The organism is Falsiroseomonas algicola, from assembly GCF_011040385.1.
GTDB lineage: Bacteria > Pseudomonadota > Alphaproteobacteria > Acetobacterales > Acetobacteraceae > Falsiroseomonas > Falsiroseomonas algicola.
This window is the reverse complement of sequence record NZ_JAAIKB010000074.1, coordinates 1-326: the sequence shown is the minus strand read 5'-3', so window position 1 is coordinate 326 and position 326 is coordinate 1. Positions and strand designations below refer to the sequence as shown.

1 protein-coding gene is annotated in these 326 nt (G+C 72.1%); it reads left to right on the top strand.

Going from position 1 to position 326, the window contains the following annotated elements:
• The coding region (locus tag G3576_RS31075; protein ID WP_164698346.1) for an IS66 family transposase at nt 1–326 on the top strand (326 nt) is incomplete at both ends.

Here is a 326-nt window from a genome sequence, read left to right as displayed (position 1 = left end):
TCCTGCTGGTGGCTGCGGCCGCTGCACGGGCTGATCCTCGCCCACATCACCGGCAACGCCAGGGTCTTCGCGGACGACACGCCGCTGCCGACCCTCGAGCGAGGCCTGGGGCGGACCATGGACGGCCGGCTCTGGGCCTATGCCGTGGACGACCGCGCCTGCGGCGGCACCGGGCCACCGGCAGTCGCCTATCTCTACGCCCCTGACCGCAAGGGCATCCGGCCCGCCGCCCATCTCGCCAGCTTTCGCGGCGTGCTGCAGGTCGATGGCTATGCCGGCTTCAAGGCGCTGGAGAGATCGCGCAACGACGGCTCGGTCGTGCTCGC